Consider the following 23,345-nt stretch of genomic DNA (forward strand, 5'->3'; position numbering starts at 1 on the left):
TTTGCATGGGGAAAACTGAAACTTTAATTCCACTCAATTCGTATTAATAAAGTAGTACAGAAGGCGTAAAAGTCCCAGGAATGGAATAAGATGAATAGAATAAATGATTCGGGGTGAAAAACATGAAAGAGGAAAGAAAGCGGATTTTACAAATGGTTGAAGAGGGAAAATTAAAGGTTGACGAGGCACTATCCTTGCTTGAGGAGCTGGAAAAGGCACAGCAGACCATGGAGCAAAAACAGGAGCAAATCGTTCGTGAGCTTTCCACTGCAGTCAAGTTTGAGGAAGCGAATAAGGAAAATCAAGAATATGCAAATGGAAACAGGTTCCAATCTACAAAAGATAAAATATTTGACTTTGTTGATTCCGCTTTAAAAAAAATTAAAGACTTTGATCTCGATTTAAACTTCGGACAATCCGTAGAAATCTCCCATATTTTTCAACATGGCGACGTTTATTTAAAGGATATGGATTTGGATGTGGCCAACGGCTCATTAAAAATTGCTGCATGGGATCAGAAGGATGTTCGGATTGAATGTCAGGCAAAGGTATATCGGGTTGATACACCCGAACAGGCAAGACAAAACTTCTTAAAGGATGTCATTTTTGCCATAGAGGGGGAAAAACTGCGCTTTACGACCCAGCAAAAATGGATGAAGGTCGATGCGGTTATATATATCCCGCAGGCACAGTATGAACGAATTCGTGTAAGAATGTTTAATGGACCGATTTCAGGTGAAGAATTGAATGTAACCGATTTTCGCGTCAAAACCGCTAATGGTAAAATTGACTTAGCAAGGGTAACTGGAAAGCGAGCGGAAATCGAAACAGCCAATGGTCATATAAAGCTTCAAAATAGTATTATTGATGATATTGAGGCTGAGACCATTAATGGGGCAATTAAGCTGGATGGGAATTTTAGAAAGATGGCAACGCAAACATTCAATGGCAATGTAACATACAGCCTGAATGGCAATCGCTGTGAGTTAATCTCAGCAAAGGCAACCACAGGCAGTATTGATCTTTATGTTCCGGAGGGTGTTCCAGTTAATGGGGAATTAAAAACCAATCTCGGCGGCTTTAATATGAAGCTTGAGGGGGTCCAAATTCTCGAGGAAAAAAGCGAAATGATACAAAAATTACTGCGTTTCGAATCGATTAATCATCCTGAGCGACAGTTAAAGGTATTTGCCGACACAAAAACGGGTTCTATTACCATTCATAAATCAGACGGAGTTATTCCATTTAAATAGGTGGGAGTTTACATGAAAGAAACATTATTACCAATTGAGCAGGATGCGAGAAGATGAGATGGCTGATAGGAGTCCTAATTAATGCTATTTTATTTATGGCGCTTGCCGGATATTTTCGTGAAAGTATCCAACTGGCAGGTTTTACAGCTGCCCTTCAAGCAAGTTTTCTGCTCTCCATACTAAATATTTTGGTACGCCCACTGTTAATCCTGTTAACCCTGCCGGCAACCATTTTAACACTTGGCTTATTTTTGTTTGTGATAAATGCGCTTACCCTTGAGATTACTGATGCCATTATGGGACCGGCCTTTGAGATATCCGGCTTTGGAATGGCTCTGTTTGCTGCCATTATCATGGCAATTGTTAACCTGATTATTCAAAAGACGATTTTGGAACCTTCTAAAAAACAATAAAATGAAAAATAACGCGGGAGTGAATCCTGCGCTATTTTTTTGCAGTAAAATCAATAAAAACGTCAGTTCTTCGGCATAAACTTGTTCGGAAAATGGACATGGTTGTGTGGGAATTTAATAGAGTTGCATCTGTTTGTTTTCTTTTGCTCCTATGGTGTCATTTCAGAGAAATTGTCTAAATTATTTGGTTCTTGTTTAAAAAATGCTAAAATAAGAGGAAACTTATTTTAATTAATACCACTAGTATCAGCACTTATAACCAAATCATCAGCATCATTAGAAGTTTGCGCTTTTCTAAAAAAGGAGGAACCTACTTGGTAAAGGTACGCACGAAGGAAATTTTAGAAAAATTTCATCTAGAACTTATGAGTGGTGAAGAAGGAATTAACCGCCCGATTACCACAAGTGATATTTCCCGCCCTGGAATTGAAATGGCTGGATACTTTGAGTTTTATCCTGCAGAGCGAATCCAACTGTTAGGAAAAACAGAGCTTTCCTTTTTTGAGGAACTCACACCAAGTGAACGCATGTCTCGAATGGAACAGCTTTGCACCGATATTACTCCGGCAATCATTGTCACACGTGGATTAGAGGTTCCTCAAGAACTGATTGAAGCGTCCGAACGCGAATCTGTTCCTGTCCTCCGCAGTGGTATGAAAACAACTCGATTTTCCAGCCGGTTAACCAATTTTTTAGAAAGTAAACTTGCGCCAACGACCGCTGTTCACGGTGTATTAGTCGATATTTACGGCGTCGGGGTGTTAATTACTGGTAAAAGCGGCGTTGGTAAAAGTGAAACTGCTTTGGAATTGGTGAAACGCGGGCACCGCTTAGTGGCTGATGATTGTGTTGAAATCCGCCAAGAGGATCAAGATACTCTTGTTGGAACTTCTCCAGAATTAATCGAGCATTTATTAGAAATCCGCGGGCTCGGAATCATCAATGTTATGACGTTATTTGGTGCGGGAGCTGTCCGCAGTAACAAAAAGATTTCGCTCGTCATTAGTCTCGAAAATTGGGATTCTCAAAAGCAGTATGACCGTCTTGGTTTAGACGAAGAAAAAATGAAAATTATTGATACAGATGTCACCAAACTGACTATTCCTGTTCGCCCAGGACGAAACATCGCAGTAATTATCGAAGTTGCGGCGATGAACTTCAGGCTTAAACGGATGGGTGTCAATGCCGCCCAGCAATTTACTGAGCGTCTCTCCGAGGTCATTGAAGAAGGCGAACATGAAGACATTTAAGGGAAATAAGGAGACTAGAACATGAAAGAAAATATTCAGCCGCTTAATCCCATTGCTTTTACACTTGGACCCATTCAAGTGCATTGGTATGGAATTATTATTGGTTCAGGATTGGCGCTTGCTTTGTTCCTTGCCATCAGGGAGGGGAATCGCCGCGGCCTGCCAAAGGATACATTTGCAGACTTAATGCTTTGGGCGATCCCGATTGCGATTATTTCAGCGCGGATTTATTATGTGATTTTTGAATGGAAGTATTATGCCCAGCATCCATCTGAGATTCCAGCCATATGGAATGGCGGGATTGCCATCCATGGGGCCCTTATCGGCTCCGTTATTACCACCTATGTTTTTGCGAAAAAGCGGGGAGTGTCCTTTTGGAAAATTACTGACATTGCTGCTCCAAGCCTCATTCTCGGCCAAGCCATCGGCCGATGGGGGAATTTTATGAACCAGGAAGCTCATGGTGGGGAAGTCACGAGAAGCTTCCTAGAAAATTTACATTTACCGAACTTCATTATCAATCAAATGTATATTAATGGAACTTATTATCATCCGACATTTTTATATGAATCTGTCTGGGACTTTATTGGCTTTATTTTATTAATACTGCTTCGCCGTGTTAATCTGCGCCGCGGGGAGTTATTCCTTTCCTATGTGATCTGGTATTCCGTCGGCCGTTTCTTCGTTGAAGGAATGAGGACTGACAGCCTTATGCTGACTAGTACTCTCAGAATGGCACAAATGATTTCCATTGTCCTAGTCATTGGTGCCGTGGCAATCCTGTTGATTAGACGAAAGAAGAATCTGTCAGAAGAGCGTTATTTAGATCAATCCATATCATAAGGCGGTGTGAGAAACAACCATGAAGAGCAACATTACCACCCTTCTATTTGATTTAGACGGGACATTAATCGATACGAATGAATTAATCATTGCGACTTATTTACACACACTTGAAAAATATTACCCAAACAAATATAAGCGAGAAGACGTACTTCCGTTCATGGGTCCTACCCTTCATGAGGCATTTTCAACCGTTGACCCTGACCGGGTTGAGGAAATGATTTTAGAATATCGGACCTATAATCTTGCCAACCATGATTTGCTCGTGAAAGAATTTCCTAGTGTGCTGGAAACCATCGGTACTTTGAAGGAAAAGGGCTATAAGCTTGGAGTTGTCACAACCAAGCGTCATGATACGAGTTTAAAGGGTCTACGCTTAATGAAGCTCGAGGAATATTTTGATGTCGTAGTTGCGCTGGATCATGTGACAAAAGTGAAGCCAGATCCGGAACCGATTCTTAAAGCGTTGGAGCAATTAAATTCCCAACCTGAGGAAACCATTATGGTCGGTGATAATTTCCATGATATTTTGGCTGGGAAAAATGCAGGAACAAAAACAGCAGGAGTCGCCTGGACCATTAAAGGCCGAGACTATCTTGCCAAATATGAACCAGATTATATGCTAGAGAACATGGCAGACTTATTAACCATTCTCGGAGAGTGAGAAGGATGAGAAATACAACCCGCTATCCGGTTGAAGGGGCGAATTCCCTATGGCATGTTTATAAGACTGTGCCATTTTGGAAGGTGGTCAAAAATTTTATTGTCATTCAGCTGGCACGTTACACACCCTTTCTCGGGATGAAAAACTGGCTGTACCGCACCTTCCTTCGGGTAAAGGTAGGGGAGCAAACCTCCTTTGCGTTAATGGTGATGCTCGACGTCATGTTTCCGGAAAAGATTAGTGTTGGCCGCAATACGGTGATTGGCTACAATACCACCATCCTGGCCCATGAATATTTAATCAAAGAATATCGGCTTGGCCCGATCGACATTGGCAGTGAAGTCATGATTGGCGCGAATTCGACGATTCTCCCTGGAGTTACAATTGGAGATGGGGCGATTGTTTCAGCCGGAACCCTTGTACATAAAGACGTACCGCCAGGGAGCTTTGTTGGCGGCAATCCAATGAGGGTAATCTACACAAGAGAAGAACTGGAAAAGCGCTGGGCAGCTGACCCGATTTATCGAAAAAATGAATAAGATTTTAGAAAAGAGCCCGGTTTTAGACTAGGCTCTTTCCTATTGTACAGACTATTCAATGAGATTTTTTCATTGACGAACTGCAACCCTAGCGTTAAACTACTAATAACTTTACTTTACTACCATATTAGCAGACTAAAGGATTTCCATAAAAAGGATGAGCGTAATGAGTCGTTTGTTTATGTTTGAGAAACCATTGGGCATGAGAGATACACTTCCAGAGTTATTTGAAAAAAAACATCGTGTTCAATCTTTATTAGCTGAAACGATTAAGCTTTGGGGCTATCAATTTATCGAAACCCCTACTCTTGAATACTATGAAACGGTCGGAGCGGCTTCAGCGATTCCGGACCGTCAACTTTTTAAATTACTTGATAAAGATGGGTATACGCTCGTATTGAGGCCGGAGATGACCGCCCCGATTGCACGTGTTGCCGCTTCTAAGCTATTGCAGGACGACCTGCCATTAAGGTTAGCCTATACGGCAAATGTTTATCGGGCTCAGCGCCGTGAAGGCGGGAGGCCGGCAGAATTTGAACAAATTGGCGTGGAGTTCATAAATGATGAGACCGTCTCGTGTGACGGTGAAGTGATATCACTTTTAGTCTCCTCTTTAAAGCAAGCCGGTTTGGATAAATTTCAAGTATCAATTGGCCATACCTCTTTTACCGAAGAATTATTTTTACAAATATTAGGTACGGAGGAACGGGCAGATTCACTAAGGAGATTTTTATTTGAAAAAAATTATGTCGGGTATCGTGAGCATATTCAAGCGCTCTCGTTGTCCTCGATTGATAAACAAAGGCTTCTGCAATTCCTAGAATTACGCGGCGGGGCAGAAGTGATCGGCATGGCACTTGATTTAATTGAAAATGAACAAGGAAAGCAAGCGATCCTCCAGCTCAAAGAATTATGGGATGTCCTCAGTGATTATGGAGTGCAGGATCAGGTGAGATTCGATTTAACCCTTGTCAGCCATATGAGTTACTACTCAGGAGTTTTCTTTGAAGCCTATGCAGGCAATGTTGGTTTTCCAATCGGTAATGGCGGCAGGTATAGTTTAATTGAGAAGTTTGGTAAAAAAGCAAGTGCGACCGGATTTGCACTTCAGCTTGACAGGGTATTAGAAGCTTTGGGTGAATTTGAAACCCAAAATGACTTGCAGTGTATTTTCTTCAGCCAGGAACGGCGAAAAGAGGGCTTTCTGTTAGCTCAAAAAATGCAGGAACAAGGGGAACGGGTCGTGCTTCAGGATATTTCCGGAGTGAAAAATCTAGATGCTTTTTCAAAGAAATTTTCCAATACCATCTATTTAATTGGAAAAGCAGGAAAGGAGCCTGCAGATGAGTGATTTACTAACGATTGCGATGCCTAAAGGACGGATTTTTGAAGAGGCGGTTGTATTACTTCGCCAGGCAGGCTACAAGCTGCCGCCGGAATTTGAAGATTCCCGTAAGCTAATCATCGATATTGAGGAAGAAGGTCTTCGGTTTATTTTATCCAAGCCAATGGATGTCCCTACTTATGTTGAACACGGGGTTGCCGATGTCGGTATTGCTGGGAAGGATGTTATGCTTGAGGAAGACCGAGACGTGTATGAGCTTCTTGATTTGAAAATCAGCAGCTGTTATTTGGCGGTGGCTGGTCTGCCGAACACGAAAATGAACGATGTGGCTCCAAAAGTAGCCACCAAATATCCCAAAGTGGCGGCTGCCTACTTCCGTGAGCAGGGCGAACAAGTGGAAATTATCCGTTTAAATGGATCGATTGAACTTGCCCCGATTATTGGTTTATCCGATCGGATTGTAGATATCGTTTCTTCCGGCAGGACATTGAAAGAAAACGGTCTTGTCGAATATGAACGAATTGTCGATGTGACTTCACGGGTCATCGTCAATCCTGTTAGTTATCGAATTAAGGATGTAAAAATAAATGAACTCGTATCAAGGCTTAATGAAGTGGTTTCAGCGGAGGTGGATTTATAATGAAAATTCAAAAAGTGGATGATTTGGTTTCCATTAAACGTTCGATTGAAACCGGTACGTCGGAACAGCTGTCGATTGTAAAAAATATTCTCTCCGATATCCGCACCCGCGGCGATGGAGCGTTACGGGAATATACAGAAAAATTTGACCGTGTACAATTAGCTTCTTTTTTCGTAACGGAAGAGGAAATCGCGGAAGCCTACAAGAAGGTGGATGAGGGTTTTGTTGCAATTGTTCGAGAAGCAGCGGAAAACATCCGCTCCTTCCATGAAAAACAGCTGCGTCCTTCCTGGATGACAACAGAAGAAAATGGAACAATCTTGGGACAAAAAATCACACCGCTTGATTCCGTAGGTGTTTATGTACCGGGAGGAACCGCCGCATACCCTTCTTCGGTGCTGATGAATGTGATTCCGGCTAAAGTCGCAGGGGTTAAACGGATTGTCATGGTATCGCCGCCCGACCAGGAAGGGAAGCTGCCTGCTGCCGTTTTAGTTGCCGCAAAGGAAGCCGGCGTGAAGGAAATCTATAAGGTCGGCGGGGCACAGGCAATTGCTGCACTTGCCTATGGAACAGCTTCAATTACAGCCGTTGATAAAATTACCGGACCGGGGAATATATTCGTTGCACTGGCAAAGCGTGAAGTTTTTGGAGATGTCGATATCGATATGATCGCCGGACCTAGCGAGATTGCAGTTCTTGCGGATGAAACAGCTAGGGCTGAAGAGATTGCAGCCGATTTATTATCACAGGCAGAGCATGATCCACGTGCCTGCAGTGTTCTAGTCACACCATCGCAACAATTGGCAGATGAGGTTTCTTTGGAGGTTGAAAAACAGCTGGCTTTGCTTCCGCGAAAAGAAATTGCTGCGCGTTCCATTGCAGATTACGGTGTCATTTATGTGGCAGAAAATCTGGATCAGGCAGTGGAGACAATCAATGTCCTTGCACCGGAACACTTAGAAATTATCACTGAAAATGCAATGGAGCTTCTTGGGAAAATCCGTCACGCAGGGGCGATTTTTATTGGACGATACAGTTCAGAGCCAGTTGGCGATTATTTTGCCGGTCCGAATCATGTATTACCGACCAACGGCACAGCACGGTTTTCCAGCCCATTAAATGTGGATGATTTTCAAAAGAAATCCAGTGTCATTGTATACAGTGAAAAAGCTTTAAGGGATAACGGTGCGAAAATCGCAGCGTTTGCCCGCATGGAAGGGCTAGAAGCACATGCAAGGGCAGTAGAAATGAGACTGAAAAACTAACTTGAGGAGGCCCCTTCATGGAAAGAGTGGCAGGAATTGAACGGAATACAAATGAAACACAAATTAAACTTTCTTTAGCAATCGATGGTGAAGGGCATTCAGAACTTGAAACAGGGGTGCCATTCCTTACACATATGCTTGACCTATTTACAAAACATGGGCAATTTAATCTTATGGTGGATGCGAAGGGCGATATTGAAGTTGATGATCACCATACTTCAGAAGACATCGGAATATGCCTCGGACAGGCACTTCGTGAAGCACTCGGTGATAAGCGGGGAATCAAACGCTATGGAAATGCGTTTGTACCAATGGACGAAGCATTGGCGCAAGTCGTGGTCGACCTCAGCAATCGCCCGCATCTTGAAATGCGGGCGGAATTCCCAGGTCAAAAGGTTGGGACTTTCGATACTGAACTCGTCCATGAGTTTTTATGGAAGCTGGCCCTTGAAGCGCGAATGAACCTTCATGTTATTGTACATTACGGAAAAAATACACATCATATGATCGAAGCTGTTTTTAAAGCATTGGGCAGGGCGCTTGATGAAGCGACGACGGTTGACCCACGTATCAAAGGGGTTCCATCGACAAAAGGGATGTTGTAGTAACAATAAAAACCACAACGAAGGGAGTGCTATCGATGATTGGCATTGTTGACTACGGAATGGGCAATCTTTTTAGTGTCAGTAAGGCGCTAGAGCGTTTAGACGCAGATTATTTTATTTCCGCCCAAAAAAGTGATTTGCTTGCGGCAGATGCGTTAATTCTTCCGGGTGTTGGTGCGTTCCGGGACGCAATGGAGCGCTTGCCAGTGGAAACGATTAAGGAATTTGCAGCAACAGGAAAACCGCTCCTTGGAATTTGTCTTGGCATGCAGCTTCTTTTTGAGGAAAGTGAAGAACATGGACCAACGAAGGGATTAGGCCTGTTACCAGGAAAGGTTGGCAGATTTCCAGGAAAAACAGATCAAGGAGAAACCTACAAGGTTCCTCATATGGGCTGGAACCGCCTTGAATTTGTTAAAGCCTCACCTCTTTTAAAAAATCTTGAAGAGGATTACGTTTATTTTGTCCATTCCTATTATGTGGACGCTGCTGACTCGGATGTATTATTGGCGAAGGCAAACTACCATGAGGAAGTCTCTGCAGTTGTTGGCAGGGAAAATATTTTTGGAATGCAGTTTCATCCGGAAAAAAGCAGTAAGCTTGGAATGGCACTTTTAAATAATTTTTTACAATTGGTTGATAAAAAGGAGGTTGTACGATGAGTATCACAATTTACCCTGCGATTGATATGCTGGGCGGAAAATGCGTACGCCTTCTGCAGGGAGATTACGAAAAAGAAACGATTTATGGGGACTCCCCTTTTGCGATGGCACAACAATTTGCGGCAGATGGGGCAGAATGGATCCACATGGTAGATCTTGATGGGGCAAAGGATGGAAAACGTGTTAATGATCGTTTTGTTATTGAGGCAGCCAAGCAATTGTCGGTGAACATTCAAATCGGCGGCGGTATTCGCTCTGAAGAAGATATCGCCCATTACCTTGAAAATGGGGTAAATCGGGTGATTATTGGGAGCATTGCTGTTTCTAATCCTGATTTTGCAATTGAAATGATTAAAAAATACCGAGAGCAAATTGTAATCGGCATTGATGCGAAGGATGGCTTTGTGGCAACACATGGCTGGCTTGATACATCAAAGGTAAAGGCGGTTGATTTAGGCAAACGGTTTGCTGAAGCAGGTGCCGAGACGTTCATTTTTACAGATATCGCCACAGATGGAACGCTTGCCGGACCAAATATTGCCGCGGTTTGCGAACTGGCAAAAGTGACGGGCAAAAATGTAATTGCTTCCGGCGGCGTGAGCAGTTTAGCCGATCTCAGTGCCTTAAAATCGGTTTCCTATCAGGGCGTAGGCGGTGCCATTGTTGGAAAGGCTCTCTATGAAAACCGGTTTACTTTAAAGGAAGCACTTGATGAGGTGAGAGTATGGCCTTAACAAAACGAATTATTCCTTGTTTGGATGTAAAAGAAGGCCGGGTTGTAAAAGGAATCCAGTTCGTCGAGCTGCGGGATGCCGGTGATCCTGTGGAACTGGCGAGATTTTATGATGAACAAGGTGCTGATGAACTTGTATTTCTTGATATTTCTGCATCGGTAGAAGGCAGAAAAACGATGGTTGAGGTTGTAAAAGCAGTTGCCTCGGAACTTGCAATCCCTTTTACGGTTGGTGGGGGAATCAATGCTTTAGAGGATATGAAACGAATTCTTCGGGCCGGGGCAGACAAGGTATCATTAAATACAGCTGCCGTTTTAAATCCCAAGCTGATTGAAGAAGGCGCTAATTTTTTCGGATCTCAGTGTATCGTTGTTGCCATTGATGCAAAATTTGATAAAGAGATCGGGACGTGGCGTGTTTATACCCATGGCGGCCGCACACCAACAGATAAAAAAGTAGTAGAATGGGCACAGGAAGCAGCTGCCCTTGGTGCTGGGGAAATCTTATTAACGAGTATGGACAGCGATGGCGAGAAAAATGGCTTCGACCTTGAACTGACAAAAGCAGTGGGCGATGCAGTATCGATCCCGGTGATTGCTTCAGGCGGCGCGGGAAATGCAGCCCATTTTGAAGAAGCATTTCTAACAGCAAAAGCGGATGCGGCACTTGCGGCTTCCATTTTTCACTATAAAGAAACGTCTGTACATGAAGTGAAGAGCTACTTAAGGGAAAAGGGAGTGACGGTACGATGAAGGTGAAATTTGATGAAAAGGGACTTGTTCCTGCGATTATCCAGGATGCGGGTACAAAAGAAGTATTAACACTTGCTTATATGAATGAAGAATCGCTCAAGAAAACATTGGAAACAGGAGAAACATGGTTTTACAGCCGCTCTCGCCAGGAGCTTTGGCATAAGGGGGAAACGAGCGGGAATACACAGTCTGTTGTGAGCATTAACTATGACTGTGATCAAGATGCGCTCTTAGTACTTGTTTATCCGAAGGGCCCTGCCTGCCATACCGGTGCGGTTAGTTGTTTTTCCGAAAGAGTATATGAAGGCGGATCAAGTTTAGACGATTATCAAATCTTGCAATCTCTTGAGAAAGTCATTTTAGACCGGCAGCGGGAACGTCCGGAAGGGGCATATACAACCTACCTTTTTGAAAAAGGCGTCGATAAGATTTTGAAAAAGGTAGGGGAAGAAGCAGCGGAAGTGATCATTGCGGCAAAAAATCGCAGCCATGAAGAACTAAAGTGGGAAGCATCGGACTTACTCTACCACCTTCAAGTTTTGTTGGTTGAACAAGAACTTCCGTTTAAAGAAGTATTAAAAACATTAGAAGAAAGACACAAAGACCGGTCGTAAGTTGGCTGGTTTTTTTCTTTTCGACAAAACTCGGGCGGTGCCTGTCACCACCCGAATTTTGTCGAATTTCTACTGTCTTTGCCTTCCAGACTCTTCTCGTACAAGCGCCTATTATGTTATACTACATTAGTTATGTAAGTTTACTGAAAGATGGAGGACATTATGGGAAAAGACTCGAAAGCAAGAATTCAAAAGGGAAAAATTCTCTCATTTGTCCCAACAGGGGAATATTACTTCAAGAAGGGATTAAAGGCCTACTATCGACGTGACTTTATCAAAGCAAAGAAATACCTAGGGCGTGCCATGCAGCTTGAACCAGGTGAACCCATTATTACTTGCCAGTTGGCTATTGTATCGACAGAACTAGGTGAATTTGAAAATTCAAATCGACTTTTGCATCAGATTCTTGAAGAACTTGATGAACAAATGGTAGAATGCCATTATTTTTTAGCGAATAATTATGCCCATATGGGATTATTTAAAGATGCTTATCACCATGCAAAACTTTATATAGAGCTTGAGCCCGACGGTGAATTTATTGAAGATACAGAAGACCTACTCGAGTTACTTCTTTTTGAAGAAGAGGATCTTGAAGATGAGCTTTATCAGCAGGATGATCTTATTGTAAAACAAGAACAAGCCAGAGATTTACTAGAGTCAGGATATTTTCCAAAGGCAATTGAATTATTAAAAGACGTTGTCGAAGAATATCCAGAGTATTGGTCAGCCTATAATAATTTAGCCCTTGCCTATTTTTATTTAGGAAAAACAGAAAAAGCAGAATCGATTTTAGAGGATGTTTTGGTGAGAAATCCGGGGAATCTTCATGCCCTTTGCAACCGGCTTGTATTTGCCCATTATCAAGGGGAATTTAAGAGCGCTGAAAGATTAATGGAATCCTTGAAAAAAATAAAACCGCTTCTTGTTGAACAACAGTTTAAATTAGGGGCAACGTTTGCCTTAGTAGGGGAATATGAACTTGCCTACTTTTGGCTTAAAAAGCTATATAAAAATGGCTTTGATGGAGACGGTCCATTCTACTATTGGCTCTCGAGTGCCGCCTACCAAATCGGTAATAAACCCTTTGCCCAAAATATTTGGAAAAAGGTTCTTGAAATCAATCCTGAAAAAGAAGGATTTGAGCCATGGAATACTGACAAAGTGCAGGGGAGTGGATTTGAGGACCATCCAAGTTCCATATTTCAAAAATTAGACAGTGATTATATTGAGGAACGATTATTTGCTCTATTTCTTACAGCTTTATCAGATAAAGCGGAAGATATTTTTTCATCCAAACGATTTTTGGATAACCAAAAGCTGACGCCGATGGAACAGGAATACATGTCGTTTATCAAATCTGGTACCCCATCGATTTCGGCTGATGCGCATGAAATTGCCGCGCTTTTATACCAAAATCATCAACCAATTGGTCCGATTGAATCGGGTTTATATTTAATCTGGTTTTCGACATTTGTGGAAATCTCGAAGTCGGATGTCAAATTGAAAAATAAGCAGGCCTGGGCCGGAGCAATTGACTATGTTTGGAACAAGCTTCGCAGCGAAAAAGTAACGCGTGAGGAAATTGCAGAACGGTATGGGCTTTCCACAGCGACTGTCGGAAAATATGTTAAATTGGTGAACAACTTTTTAAACTGAAACAAGGTATTTTCGCTCTTTTAACAAGCATATTTTTGGACTATAATCTATTTGTTTTATACGATTAGGGAAAGGGAATGATATAACCTAATCGTATTTTTTATAGGGAGTGAAAAAAGTGTCCGAAGAGAAAATTTATGATGTTATTATTGCGGGTGCCGGCCCAGCTGGTATGACCGCTGCAGTATATACTTCACGTGCAAACCTTTCAACACTTATGATTGAACGCGGAATGCCAGGCGGGCAGATGGCCAATACTGAAGATGTTGAAAATTATCCAGGCTTTGAAAGTATTTTAGGCCCGGATTTATCCACCAAAATGTTTGAGCATGCTAAAAAGTTTGGTGCAGAATATGCCTATGGTGATATTAAAGAAATTGTGGACCATGGTGAATATAAAGTAGTAAATGCAGGTTCAAAACAATATAAAGCCTATTCGGTCATTATTACGACTGGTGCTGAATATAAAAAGGTTGGCGCACCTGGTGAAAAGGAACTAGGCGGACGTGGTGTTTCTTATTGTGCAGTTTGTGATGGTGCTTTCTTTAAAAACAAAGAACTTGTTGTAATCGGCGGCGGTGACTCAGCTGTTGAAGAAGGTGTTTATTTAACAAGATTTGCATCAAAGGTAACGATTGTTCATCGCCGTGATCAGCTTCGCGCTCAAAAAATTCTTCAAGACCGAGCGTTTGCCAATGAGAAAGTGGATTTCATTTGGAATCACACCATCAAATCGATTAACGAAAAGGATGGTAAGGTTGGCAGTGTTACATTGGTTTCTACTGTAGATGGTGAGGAGCAGGAATATAAGGCGGATGGTGTATTTATTTATGTCGGAATGCTGCCATTATCGAAACCATTTACAAACCTTGGGATCACGAATGAAAATGGCTATATTGAAACAAATGAACGAATGGAAACAAAAGTGCCTGGAATTTTCGCTGCTGGAGATATTCGCGAAAAAACATTGCGCCAAATCGTAACCGCTACAGGTGACGGCAGTATTGCCGCACAAGCTGCCCAGCATTATGTCGAGGAGCTTAAGGAAGAATTAAAACAAAAACAATAAAAAATGGAAAAAAGTAACTCTGTTTTAATTCTTCTGTAACAGTAGTGAAATATTGATGGGGTAAGATAGAGATAGTAATTGACCCCCTTTAAAAATATACCTTTTTTGTGCACAGGCTAAAGCCTGTGCTATTTTTTTGCTTTTCCTGAGGATTTAAATAAAGCAGGAATTTTTTAGTTAATTATCAAATTTGTATTCATTGTGACTGGATATTAAAAATAGTATAATGAAATGAATCATGAACACGGAAATTTTTTTGAAAAAAAATTATCGATAGAGGCTAGTTTTTAGTGCGTGGGGTTAGGCGCTTACGTTTGTGAAAGAAGGTGAAAAAAGTGCAGCGAGTCACCAATTGTGTTTTAATAAGGGATAATCAAATCTTGTTGCTGCAAAAGCCACGACGTGGCTGGTGGGTGGCACCGGGCGGCAAAATGGAGCCGGGTGAGTCTGTCAGAGATTCCTGTATTCGTGAATACCGCGAAGAAACGGGAATATATTTGAAAAACCCACAATTAAAAGGCGTTTTTACGATGATTATCAAAGAAAATGATTGTGTGGAATCTGAATGGATGATGTTTTCATTTTTGGCCAATGACTCAGATGGCATGGATGTCGAGGAGTCAGAAGAAGGAATTCTTCAATGGCATACATTGGATCAGATTAAAAATCTGCCAATGGCAGCGGGTGATTATCATATTATCGATTATATGATTCACGGAAAAGGAATCATTTACGGCACTTTTACGTATACAAAAGATTTTGAACTAATCAGTTATCGATTAGATCCAAGCTAATTTATAGGGGGAATTGAAAATGAGTACCGGGTCTACGGGCGATACTCAAATGGTCATCATTACAGGAATGTCTGGAGCAGGAAAAACAGTTGCCATTCAAAGCTTTGAAGATTTAGGGTTCTTCTGTGTGGATAATTTACCCCCGACATTATTACCAAAGTTTCTTGAACTAATGAAGGAATCAGGGAATAAAATGAATAAAGTGGCCTTAGTCATGGATTTGCGTGGGAGAGAGTTTTTTGATCATCTTTTTAAAGCTCTTGATGACCTAGCCGAAACCTCATGGGTTACACCAAGGATTTTATTCTTAGATTCAGATGATTCCACTTTAGTGCGCAGGTATAAAGAAACAAGACGGTCACACCCGCTTGCCCATGAAGGGCTTCCGTTAGAAGGAATTAAGCTGGAAAGAGAGCTATTAGAGGAATTAAAAGGCCGGGCCCAATTAATTTATAATACTTCAGAGATGAAACCGCGCGAATTGCGGGAAAAAATTTTAACGGAATTTACTGCGAATAAAGAACATATCTTTACTGTTAATGTCATGTCATTTGGATTTAAGCATGGGCTTCCAATCGATGCTGACCTTGTATTTGATGTGCGTTTTCTGCCAAATCCACATTATATTGATCATATGCGCCCTAAAACAGGAATGGATGAGGAAGTCTCCAGTTATGTTTTGAAATGGAGCGAAACCCAAAAGTTTTTAGAAAAGGTTACGGACTTGCTTTCCTTTATGCTTCCTCATTATAAGCGTGAGGGAAAGGCACAATTGATTATTGCGATTGGTTGTACGGGCGGGCAGCACCGCTCAGTAGCACTTGCGGAATATATTGGGAAGTTTTTCGAGAAGGATTACAAGACTTGTATTTCGCACCGTGACATTGAAAGGAGAAAGGAAAAAACTACATGAGCAATTTCGGACAGCCAAGAATCGTCATCATTGGTGGGGGAACTGGATTGCCTGTTTTGTTGCGAGGGTTGAAGCAATATCCTGTTGATATCACTGCGATTGTTACCGTTGCGGATGACGGTGGAAGTTCAGGGAGATTGCGGGACGATTTGCATATTCCACCGCCCGGAGATATTCGTAATGTATTAGCGGCCATGTCGGATGTAGAGCCGCTTGTCGAGGAAATGTTTCAGCATCGTTTTAAAACCTCAAATGAGTTATCGGGACACTCACTTGGAAACCTCATACTTGCTGCTATGACATCGATTACCGGCAACTTTGTGCATGCTATTCAAGAAATGAGTAAGGTTTTAAATGTTCGCGGCAAGGTATTACCTGCTGCCAATCAAAGCGTAGTACTGCATGCTGAAATGGAAGATGGGACTGTCGTTTCAGGTGAATCGAAGATCCCGTATTCCGGTAAAAAAATAAAAAGAGTTTTTTTGACACCAGATGATATTCGTCCATTACCTGAATCCATTCAGGCGATACGCCAGGCTGATCTAATTATCATTGGCCCAGGAAGCCTTTTTACAAGCATTTTGCCGAACCTTCTTGTTCCAAAGCTTGGTGACGAAATATGCAAGGCACATGCAAAAAAAGTGTATATCTGTAATTTGATGACACAGGCAGGGGAAACGCACGGCTTTACAGCAAGTGATCATGTAAAGGCGATTTACAATCACATGAAATGCGCGTTTATTAATACAGTTCTGGTCAATAATGAAGAAATTCCACCGGAGGTACAGCTCCGTTATAATGAAGAATTAGCGGACCCTGTTCTCTATGACTTTCCATTTCTTTATGAGCTCGGTTTAGAAGTGGTTCATGCTGATATTGCCATTCAGGAAAACGGGGCATTAAGGCATGACCCGAAAAAAGTAGCAAACATCTTATACAATTTGCTTATAGATGAAACTAAAAAGCGTTATCATCGTAAATAATAGCAGGCAAGAAATTTGAGGGGGGTGAAGGGATGTCTTTCGCTTCGGAAACAAAAAAGGAATTAACCAACTTGGAAGTGAAAACGTGCTGCATTCAGGCAGAGCTTTCTGCTTTAATTCGAATGAACGGTTCCCTTTCCTTTTCAAACCGGAAGTTAGTTGTCGATATTCAAACAGAAAACGCGGCAATTGCAAGAAGAATTTACACATTGTTAAAAAAAAGCTATGATGTTCAAGTCGAGTTGCTCGTTCGAAAAAAAATGCGTTTGAAAAAAAATAATGTTTATATTGTCCGGTTAGCGGATCAAGCAAAAGAAATTCTAGAGGATACGAAAATCTTAGGTGAGGGCTTCACCTTTATTCATGACATTTCAAACGATTTAATCAAGAAGAAATGCTGTAAGCGTTCTTATCTGCGCGGTGCATTTCTTGCAGGGGGATCCGTGAACAATCCGGAGACGTCTTCCTATCATTTGGAAGTTTTTTCGCTTTATAAGGAACACAACGATTCTTTATGCGAATTAATGAATACATTTGGATTAAACAGTAAAACGCTTGAGCGGAAAAAAGGTTTTATTACTTACCTAAAGGAAGCAGAGAAAATTACCGAGTTTTTAAATATCATCGGTGCTCATAATGCCCTTTTACGTTTTGAGGATGTCCGAATTGTAAGAGATATGAGGAATTCAGTTAATCGTCTTGTCAATTGTGAAACAGCGAACTTAAATAAAACGATTGGTGCATCCATCCGCCAGGTAGAGAATATACGTTATATTGATCAAATGGTTGGACTTCATATCTTACCGGAAAAGCTTAGGGAAATTGCGGAGCTCCGGATCAACTATACAGATGTTACACTTAAAGAGCTTGGTGAAATGGTTTCCGGAGGAACAATCAGCAAATCAGGAATCAATCATCGTTTAAGAAAAATTGATGAAATTGCAGAAAAGCTGCGAATTGGTGAAATAGCTGTAAAAAATAGATAATACTTTTGAGGAGGATACTAGAAATGTTAGAAAGACAAGTGGAGGTAAAATTGAAAACCGGTCTTCAGGCCCGCCCTGCAGCCCTATTCGTACAGGAGGCTAACCGTTTTTCGGCAGATGTTTTTCTTGAAAAGGATGGCAAGAAGGTTAATGCAAAAAGCATTATGGGGTTAATGAGTCTTGCTGTCGGTTCAGGAGTGGTCATTAATATTATTGCTGATGGTACTGATGAAGAAAATGCCATTACGACCTTAACTGATTTTGTCGAAAATGAACACCATCATTAAGTAAAAAAGGTTGGCTTAGAATAAAGCCAACCTTTTTTTAAAAAAACAACCGGTCAAAATACCGGTTGCTTTAGACATTACTTTTTATTTTTCTCATCCAATAAATTGCGGGTAATAATGTTATCGATTAGCCCGTATTCTTTTGCTCTTTCCGCTGTCATAAAGTTATCGCGGTCTGTATCCTTGGCAATCACTTCGAGCGGCTGGCCAGTCCGTTCTGCTAAAATTCCGTTCAATTTATCACGGAGGAATAGAATCCGTTTTGCAGCAATTTCAATTTCTGTTGCTTGCCCTTGAGCACCGCCTAGTGGCTGGTGAATCATGACCTCTGCATTTGGAAGCGCGAAACGCTTGCCTTTTTCCCCTGCAGCAAGTAAGAATGCGCCCATAGAGGCAGCCATCCCGATACATACAGTTGATACATTCGGTTTAATATATTGCATCGTATCGTAAATGGCCATTCCAGCTGTGATACTTCCGCCAGGGCTGTTGATATAAAGGGTGATGTCCTTTTCAGGATTTTCTGCTTCAAGGAATAATAATTGGGCAACAATGGAGTTTGACACATTGTCATCAATTGCACTGCCAAGCATAATGATCCGGTCTTTTAACAGACGAGAATAGATGTCATATGCTCTTTCCCCTCTGTTCGTTTGTTCAATAACTGTAGGAATCAAATTCATTTTTCTTCCTCCTTTAAGTATGAAAGATTTTACTTATGTATAGTTATCATACACTGATGGTCAATAAAGGTCAAACATTTCGATTGTAAAATTGTTCGACAACTTTCCTTCCTTCATCATTTCCATCTCTCCTAAATTTAAACCTATTTTCCCCTTGCATTTAGGACAGATATCGCATATAATAGGTAAGTCGCTAATATTTGCCCTCGTGGTGCAACGGATAGCACGTAAGATTCCGGTTCTTGAGATGTGGGTTCGATTCCTGCCGAGGGCGTCATAAAAGCCTCCTGTTCTGTAAACGACAGGGGGTTTTTATTTGTCTAAAATTTCGACACTTTCTTTTAAAATATCTGAAAAAATTTAACCTTCGAAAAAATATCCAAGCCCCTTAAAACCCTTATAAATCCTGTATTCTTCGCAATCCAATTGAAAAAACATTCCATATACCAATTTCTTGCCATACACCAAATCCCTCCAATCATGTAAAATAGAACTATGGGGGGATTGGAATGAACTTAAAGGCTGGTTTATGGCAACAGCAAACGTTAAAATTAACCATGACGCAGGAGCTCTCGCAGGCTATTGCGCTTTTGCAATACAATGCTCAGGAACTAACTGCTTTTTTGGAAAATAAAGCGCTTGAAAATCCCCTAATGCAGATTGAAAATGGGAATGTTCAACCGATGAATCCGTTGATTGACCGAAACCGGAAAAAATCGCAAAAAGCAGAAAAAGACTGGATTGAGCAGATTGCCGGAAAGACTAGCAATTCACTTGAGAATCAATTAATTTCTCAATTAAACTTAAAAACTCTTACATCTGAGCAATTAAAGATAATCCGTCATCTTATTCATAATCTCGATGAAAACGGTTACTTATTTGGTGATCTGAGTGATATGGCTAAAGCGTTAAAAGTGCCGGAAGAGCTTGCCTGCGAATGCTTACTCATCATTCAAACACTTGAACCGGTAGGAATTGGTGCCCGGAATCTACAAGAGTGTTTATTGATTCAAATAGAATGGGAATATCCTGATGAAGAATTGGCTCATAAAATTATTTCCGATTACTTTGTTCCCTTTGCAGATAAGAAGTGGAAACAAATTGCAAAAGAGCTGCAGGTATCACTAAAGGATATTCAAGATGTATTTGATCTTATTCAACTGCTCAATCCTAAGCCGGGAGCACAATTAGGCCTTGGGGATTCTACTACTTATGTTATTCCTGATGTCATAGTCGAACGGAATGGGGACGAGTATACGATTCGGATGTGTGATGACTCCCTGCCAAGACTTTCATTTAATGATGGTTACTACAAGAAGTTTTCTGGTATTCAAGGGCAGGATCCTAGTGTTACGCGGTTTTTGCAGGAGAAAATGCAAGATTATCAGTGGATATTGAAAAGCATTGAACAAAGGAAAGAAACGTTAACAAAAGTAGTGGCGAAAATTTTAGAAAAGCAGGTAATCTTTTTCCAAAAGGGGCCAAACTATTTATCGCCGATGACAATGAAGGATATTGCAAGTGAACTGGAAATTCATGAATCGACAGTCAGCCGTGCTGTTCGTGAAAAATTTGTGCAAACACCAGTTGGAACTTTCCCGTTGAAATCATTTTTTACGAGTACCATTCAAACTACATCTAACGAAAATACTTCATCAACTTTAGTAAAAAAAGCAATTTCCTCTATGATTGAAAAAGAAGATAAGCAAAAACCACTTTCTGATCAAGAAATTGTAGAACAGCTAAAAAATGCCGAAGGGATGGTCGTGTCGAGACGAACCATTGCGAAATATCGTGAACAATTAGGAATTCCTTCTTCCTCCAAAAGAAAGCGGTTTAATTAAAAGGAGTAAAACATGGAACCAATTCTCGTTACCTTATATACAAGAACGCGCTGTCCATTATGTGATAAAGCAAAGAATTCTTTAATGGAACTTAAAGAAACCTGGAATTTTGCTCTGGAAGAAATTGATATAGAGGAAAGTGATGAACTAACGGAACGTTATGGCTTAATGATTCCAGTTGTTCATATTGATGGAGAAGAAGTTGGATTTGGCTATGTTGATAAATTTGATATAAGTAACCGTTTGCAAGAAAAATCTGAATCTTAACTGTTGAAATTACATTTCACTCCTGCTACAATAAAGGAGTGATTTTTTTTATCTGTAGCGGGACATAATATGTCACGGGTGGACATTTTACGGCCAACTACATAATATAAAGGAGCTTATGCTCATGCAATCAATCATCGACATCCAAAAAAGGCTAGTTCCTGATATTTTACAGATGCTGCAGAAAAGACATCATATTCTGAGATACATCGGATTCATGCAGCCAGTAGGAAGAAGAAGCTTAGCCGTAAGCCTTGGGTATACGGAGAGAATTCTCCGAAGTGAAGTGGACTTTTTGAAGGATCAAAACTTAATATTCACCAATAGTGTGGGAATGAGTCTAACATCTGATGGAAAAAATTTACTTGAAGATTTGGAAGGACTCATGCGTGAACTTAAGGGCATTGATGTGATGGAATTAGAATTAAAGCATCGTTTGGGTATTAAAAACGTCATTATTGTCCCGGGTGATAGTGAGGACTCTCCGATGGTGAAAAAGGACCTTGGTAAGGCAAGTGCCTCTTACATGAAAAAACATCTTGGAGGAAAAAATATTATTGCTGTGACTGGCGGTTCCACAATGGCGGCTATTGCCGATGAGCTTTCTCCGGAAACGGATCAAAAAGAGATTTTATTTGTCCCAGCGCGGGGTGGTGTCGGTGAGGATGTTCACAATCAAGCCAATACCATTTGTTCAATTATGGCGACAAACATGAAGGCGAAGCATCGTGTATTTTATGTGCCTGATCAGGTTAGCCCAGAGATTTATGATTCACTTATTAAAGAACCTGGGATTCATGAGGTTTTAGAGTTAATCAAATCGGCGAGCATGGTTCTTCATGGGATTGGGGACGCTATGACAATGGCTGAACGTAGAAAATCAAGCTCCGAAATCCTTGGGAAAATTGAAGAGGGGAATGCTGTTGGCGAGGCATTCGGTTATTATTTTAACGAGCTGGGTGATATTGTACACAAGGTATTTACCATTGGTATTCAACTCAACGATTTGGCCCGCATTCCGGAAATCATTGCAGTAGCAGGCGGTGCATCAAAGGCTAAGGCCATTCGAGCCTATATGAAGCAAGCACCGGCATCCACGATTTTAATAACGGATGAAGGTGCAGCAAAGAAGTTATTAAAAGGATAAATCCTTTGAATATAAATCCTTAACCAATTAAAGGAGGAAATTATCATGACAGTAAAAGTAGGAATTAACGGGTTTGGTCGTATTGGACGGAATGTTTTCCGTGCGGCATTAAACAATTCAAATATCGAAATCGTAGCAATCAATGACTTAACAGATGCTAACATGTTAGCACATCTTTTAAAATATGATACTGTTCACGGAACTCTTACTGAGGATGTAACCGTTGATGGTGAATACTTAGTGGTAGGCGGACATAAAGTGAAAGTTATCGCTGAGCGCGATCCTGCACAACTTGGCTGGGGAGATCTTGGTGTTGAAGTAGTTGTTGAATCTACTGGCCGCTTTACAAAACGCGAAGATGCTGCTAAACACCTTGAAGCGGGTGCTAAGAAAGTAATCATCTCTGCTCCAGCAACAAACGAAGATATTACAATTGTAATGGGCGTTAACGAAGATAAATATGATGCGGCTAACCATCACGTACTTTCTAATGCATCATGTACAACAAACTGTCTTGCACCATTTGCAAAGGTATTAAACGATACATTTGGCATCAAACGCGGTATGATGACAACTGTTCACTCATATACAAATGACCAACAAATCCTTGATTTACCGCATAAGGATTACCGTCGTGCCCGTGCAGCTGCTGAAAATATGATTCCAACATCTACTGGTGCTGCTAAAGCTGTTTCTCTAGTTTTACCAGAGCTTAAAGGCAAATTAAATGGTATGGCTATGCGTGTTCCAACTCCAAACGTTTCTGTTGTTGACCTTGTTGCAGAATTAGAAAAAGATGTAACAGTTGATGAAATAAATGCAGCGTTAAAAGAAGCTGCTGAAGGTCCATTAAAAGGAATTTTAGCATACAGCGATCTTCCATTGGTTTCAAGCGACTATAATGGCGCAACTGTTTCATCTACTATTGATGCTTTATCAACAATGGTTCTTGAAGGAAATATGGTTAAAGTACTTTCTTGGTACGATAACGAAGTTGGATACTCTAACCGTGTTGTTGACTTAGTAGATTACATCGCTCAAAAAGGACTTTAATCATAGAACATTTCTGTTTGGACGGGATTGGCAAAAACGCCAAGGGCAGTCTATAATGGTAAATGGTGTGACAAAGGGGAG

At 41.1% G+C, this 23,345-nt stretch carries 26 protein-coding genes and 1 tRNA gene; 26 read left to right on the forward strand and 1 reads right to left on the reverse strand.

The features are described from left to right. Positions 1–122 precede the first annotated feature (122 nt). The 21 genes from E2K98_RS09240 (at position 123) to E2K98_RS09340 (ending at position 18,270) form a co-directional block, all read left to right on the forward strand. The gene (locus E2K98_RS09240; protein WP_133333964.1) at positions 123–1,253 is read left to right on the forward strand and encodes a DUF4097 family beta strand repeat-containing protein; all 1,131 of its coding nucleotides are present in this window, start codon (positions 123–125) and stop codon (positions 1,251–1,253) included. Between the two features lie 53 nt (positions 1,254–1,306). Further along, positions 1,307–1,666, forward strand: a complete 360-nt coding sequence (locus tag E2K98_RS09245) for a phage holin family protein (RefSeq protein ID WP_133333965.1) — start codon at positions 1,307–1,309, stop codon at positions 1,664–1,666. A gap of 314 nt (positions 1,667–1,980) precedes the next feature. After that, on the forward strand, positions 1,981–2,916 hold the full coding sequence (hprK, locus tag E2K98_RS09250; protein WP_133333966.1) for an HPr(Ser) kinase/phosphatase: 936 nt from the start codon (positions 1,981–1,983) through the stop codon (positions 2,914–2,916). A gap of 21 nt (positions 2,917–2,937) precedes the next feature. Further along, the gene (gene lgt / locus E2K98_RS09255) at positions 2,938–3,759 is read left to right on the forward strand and encodes a prolipoprotein diacylglyceryl transferase (RefSeq protein ID WP_133333967.1); all 822 of its coding nucleotides are present in this window, start codon (positions 2,938–2,940) and stop codon (positions 3,757–3,759) included. A gap of 19 nt (positions 3,760–3,778) precedes the next feature. Next, positions 3,779–4,423, forward strand: coding sequence for a pyrophosphatase PpaX (ppaX, locus tag E2K98_RS09260; protein WP_133333968.1), 645 nt, complete (start codon positions 3,779–3,781; stop codon positions 4,421–4,423). A 5-nt stretch (positions 4,424–4,428) separates the two neighbouring features. Continuing rightward, positions 4,429–4,962 carry an acyltransferase gene (locus E2K98_RS09265; protein WP_133333969.1) on the forward strand — a complete coding sequence of 178 codons (534 nt, stop codon included), beginning with the start codon at positions 4,429–4,431 and terminating at the stop codon, positions 4,960–4,962. A 166-nt stretch (positions 4,963–5,128) separates the two neighbouring features. Then, entirely contained in the window at positions 5,129–6,313 is a 1,185-nt protein-coding gene (locus tag E2K98_RS09270) for an ATP phosphoribosyltransferase regulatory subunit (RefSeq protein ID WP_133333970.1), read from the forward strand. Further along, positions 6,306–6,947, forward strand: a complete 642-nt coding sequence (gene hisG, locus E2K98_RS09275; RefSeq protein ID WP_026575949.1) for an ATP phosphoribosyltransferase — start codon at positions 6,306–6,308, stop codon at positions 6,945–6,947. The genes E2K98_RS09270 and hisG overlap by 8 nt, the downstream gene beginning before the upstream one ends. Next, positions 6,947–8,215 carry a histidinol dehydrogenase gene (hisD, locus tag E2K98_RS09280; RefSeq protein ID WP_133333971.1) on the forward strand — a complete coding sequence of 423 codons (1,269 nt, stop codon included), beginning with the start codon at positions 6,947–6,949 and terminating at the stop codon, positions 8,213–8,215. The genes hisG and hisD overlap by 1 nt, the downstream gene beginning before the upstream one ends. A gap of 17 nt (positions 8,216–8,232) precedes the next feature. Next, positions 8,233–8,820, forward strand: a complete 588-nt coding sequence (hisB, locus tag E2K98_RS09285) for an imidazoleglycerol-phosphate dehydratase HisB (protein WP_133333972.1) — start codon at positions 8,233–8,235, stop codon at positions 8,818–8,820. Positions 8,821–8,855: 35 nt separating this feature from the next. Continuing rightward, a complete protein-coding gene (gene hisH, locus E2K98_RS09290) occupies positions 8,856–9,482 on the forward strand; it encodes an imidazole glycerol phosphate synthase subunit HisH (RefSeq protein WP_133333973.1) in 627 nt (208 codons plus the stop codon). Further along, entirely contained in the window at positions 9,479–10,216 is a 738-nt protein-coding gene (gene hisA / locus E2K98_RS09295) for a 1-(5-phosphoribosyl)-5-[(5-phosphoribosylamino)methylideneamino]imidazole-4-carboxamide isomerase (RefSeq protein ID WP_133333974.1), read from the forward strand. The genes hisH and hisA overlap by 4 nt, the downstream gene beginning before the upstream one ends. Further along, positions 10,207–10,968, forward strand: coding sequence for an imidazole glycerol phosphate synthase subunit HisF (hisF, locus tag E2K98_RS09300; RefSeq protein ID WP_133333975.1), 762 nt, complete (start codon positions 10,207–10,209; stop codon positions 10,966–10,968). Before hisA ends, hisF begins: the two co-directional genes overlap by 10 nt. Further along, entirely contained in the window at positions 10,965–11,582 is a 618-nt protein-coding gene (hisIE, locus tag E2K98_RS09305) for a bifunctional phosphoribosyl-AMP cyclohydrolase/phosphoribosyl-ATP diphosphatase HisIE (protein ID WP_133333976.1), read from the forward strand. Before hisF ends, hisIE begins: the two co-directional genes overlap by 4 nt. A gap of 162 nt (positions 11,583–11,744) precedes the next feature. Beyond that, the gene (locus E2K98_RS09310) at positions 11,745–13,238 is read left to right on the forward strand and encodes a tetratricopeptide repeat protein (RefSeq protein ID WP_133333977.1); all 1,494 of its coding nucleotides are present in this window, start codon (positions 11,745–11,747) and stop codon (positions 13,236–13,238) included. Positions 13,239–13,356: 118 nt separating this feature from the next. Beyond that, positions 13,357–14,307, forward strand: coding sequence for a thioredoxin-disulfide reductase (gene trxB, locus E2K98_RS09315; protein WP_133333978.1), 951 nt, complete (start codon positions 13,357–13,359; stop codon positions 14,305–14,307). A 335-nt stretch (positions 14,308–14,642) separates the two neighbouring features. Beyond that, entirely contained in the window at positions 14,643–15,101 is a 459-nt protein-coding gene (locus E2K98_RS09320; protein WP_133333979.1) for an NUDIX hydrolase, read from the forward strand. A gap of 19 nt (positions 15,102–15,120) precedes the next feature. After that, on the forward strand, positions 15,121–16,014 hold the full coding sequence (rapZ, locus tag E2K98_RS09325; RefSeq protein ID WP_026575959.1) for an RNase adapter RapZ: 894 nt from the start codon (positions 15,121–15,123) through the stop codon (positions 16,012–16,014). Continuing rightward, on the forward strand, positions 16,011–16,997 hold the full coding sequence (locus E2K98_RS09330) for a gluconeogenesis factor YvcK family protein (protein WP_133333980.1): 987 nt from the start codon (positions 16,011–16,013) through the stop codon (positions 16,995–16,997). Before rapZ ends, E2K98_RS09330 begins: the two co-directional genes overlap by 4 nt. A gap of 32 nt (positions 16,998–17,029) precedes the next feature. Next, positions 17,030–17,983 (forward strand): DNA-binding protein WhiA, encoded by a 954-nt coding sequence (whiA, locus tag E2K98_RS09335; RefSeq protein WP_133333981.1) that lies wholly within the window; start codon positions 17,030–17,032, stop codon positions 17,981–17,983. 23 nt (positions 17,984–18,006) lie between these two features. Next, positions 18,007–18,270, forward strand: coding sequence for an HPr family phosphocarrier protein (locus E2K98_RS09340; RefSeq protein WP_026575962.1), 264 nt, complete (start codon positions 18,007–18,009; stop codon positions 18,268–18,270). A 77-nt stretch (positions 18,271–18,347) separates the two neighbouring features. Here E2K98_RS09340 and clpP read toward each other — a convergent pair whose 3' ends face one another. Next, entirely contained in the window at positions 18,348–18,953 is a 606-nt protein-coding gene (clpP, locus tag E2K98_RS09345) for an ATP-dependent Clp endopeptidase proteolytic subunit ClpP (RefSeq protein WP_026575963.1), read from the reverse strand. 202 nt (positions 18,954–19,155) lie between these two features. On the opposite strand from clpP, the gene E2K98_RS09350 reads away from it, so the two are divergent. From E2K98_RS09350 to gap, 5 genes are all read left to right on the forward strand, one after another. After that, a tRNA-Arg gene (locus E2K98_RS09350) sits at positions 19,156–19,227 on the forward strand. Positions 19,228–19,462: 235 nt separating this feature from the next. Next, positions 19,463–20,797: an RNA polymerase factor sigma-54 gene (gene rpoN, locus E2K98_RS09355; protein ID WP_133333982.1), complete on the forward strand. Its 1,335-nt coding sequence runs from the start codon at positions 19,463–19,465 to the stop codon at positions 20,795–20,797. Between the two features lie 12 nt (positions 20,798–20,809). Further along, positions 20,810–21,064 (forward strand): glutaredoxin family protein, encoded by a 255-nt coding sequence (locus tag E2K98_RS09360; RefSeq protein ID WP_208025342.1) that lies wholly within the window; start codon positions 20,810–20,812, stop codon positions 21,062–21,064. A 124-nt stretch (positions 21,065–21,188) separates the two neighbouring features. Continuing rightward, positions 21,189–22,211 carry a sugar-binding transcriptional regulator gene (locus E2K98_RS09365; RefSeq protein WP_133333983.1) on the forward strand — a complete coding sequence of 341 codons (1,023 nt, stop codon included), beginning with the start codon at positions 21,189–21,191 and terminating at the stop codon, positions 22,209–22,211. 45 nt (positions 22,212–22,256) lie between these two features. Further along, positions 22,257–23,264, forward strand: a complete 1,008-nt coding sequence (gene gap, locus E2K98_RS09370) for a type I glyceraldehyde-3-phosphate dehydrogenase (protein ID WP_133333984.1) — start codon at positions 22,257–22,259, stop codon at positions 23,262–23,264. The last annotated feature ends 81 nt before the right edge of the window (positions 23,265–23,345 follow it).

Source organism: Bacillus salipaludis, from assembly GCF_004358205.1.